A 1,385-nucleotide genomic window follows, 5' to 3' on the forward strand; every position below is an offset into this window, starting at 1 on the left:
GCGCCATAGCCCGAGGCTCCGGCACCGTAAGCAGCGCCTGCTTGAGCAGAGCCGCCAAGGCCATAGCGCTGCATTTCCTCGGCGCGCAGCTGCGCGATGATGGGCGCTGCCACAGCCTCGGCGATAACGTCGAACTTGCCGTGCTTCAACCCGTCGTCCACGATGAAACGTACGAGCGGCTGGCCGTCCATGACCAGTCCCTCGTCGCCGGCTTTTGCCGTCAGGTACGTTTCGGTCTCGCCTGCCAGCGTTGGATAGTAGCCGAACAGTCGCTGGTCATCGTCGGGATTCACCAGCACGGTGTAAAGAGTGGGGGCGTACTGTTTGCCGGCTCCCACCATCTTCTCTCGTCGCATTTGCTTCTCGGCCTTTTTGGCGATCTGCACGGGGGAGATAGGGGAGTTCGCCATGCGGTCTGCCGCACCTTCGAACGCATCCTCCATCTTGCCCTCGAACTTCGAGAAAAAACCCATCGCCGGTCTCCTTTATTCGCCTGCGCGTTTTCCGCCGTGGCATCGGCTGCCGCCTGTCGAACGCTTGCTTTGTCGGGTCGCAGGTAATGATCGTGCGACCAAGGTAGTCGCGTGTCCGTGCATATGACTATGCAATGTTTCATCTTGCCATAAACCCTGTACGCTCACGCTATCCTTTACGCAATCGTCATGAATTATTAAGGTGGGGATGTGCGTATGCGTATAAAGGGAACCGACTGGATAAAGGGTGAAAGACGGGTTTGGTAAGGGAAGTTCGGCGCGCAAGAAGGAAAGAGCGTTGCTGCTTCCCGAAGATATGCTGCGTTCGCAGTGGTGCGGCCTTCGGTTTCGGGGCCCGGTCGTTGCGTGGCGTTGTCCTTGTCAACCTTCGAACAGCGCGATCACGTCCGCTTTCGAGCGAGCGTCCAGCTTGGCGTACAAGTGGCGTACGTGGGTCTTTACGGTGTTCTGCGACAAGAAGAGCTTCTGCTCGATTTCCGTCCTGCTCTTTCGCTGGGCGATAAGCGCCATGATCTCCGCTTCGCGTGCCGTCAAGCTGTAGCGTGCAGAAAGTTCGTCGCAACGTGCCATGAAGCGCTCGCGCGGCCCGGGCACGTGCAGCTTGTCCTCGAGCGATATGCCCGAGGCACCCCAGTCTCCGTTAACAGACTTCTCGCTTTTCCAGATAAGGGTGCATACTAAGACGAGTACGATTCCCCCGAGGGAGAACCCTACGAGAAATGTCGGGTTGGCGAGCAGCTCTCCCTGCTGTAGAACGCGCCGGAGGGCTACGCCTGCGAACATGGCACCTTCGCTCGAGGCACGCGCGATGGCGAACAGCTTGAGGCTGGGCACCTCGAATCGAAACGCGATGTTGGCGAACATAAGCAGCACGAAGAACGTGAACCACAC

The 1,385-nt window shown here is 58.7% G+C and carries 2 protein-coding genes; both read right to left on the reverse strand.

Translation table 11 applies throughout. The features are described from left to right. A partial coding sequence (locus RR842_RS09290) for a DUF3662 domain-containing protein (RefSeq protein ID WP_332729559.1) occupies nucleotides 1-473 on the reverse strand: 473 nt, incomplete at its 3' end. A gap of 381 nt (nucleotides 474-854) precedes the next feature. Further along, the coding region (locus RR842_RS09295; protein ID WP_332729560.1) for a helix-turn-helix transcriptional regulator at nucleotides 855-1,385 on the reverse strand (531 nt) is incomplete at its 5' end.

Origin of the sequence: Gordonibacter sp., assembly GCF_036667095.1 — a bacterium.
Taxonomy (GTDB): Bacteria; Actinomycetota; Coriobacteriia; order Coriobacteriales; family Eggerthellaceae; genus Gordonibacter.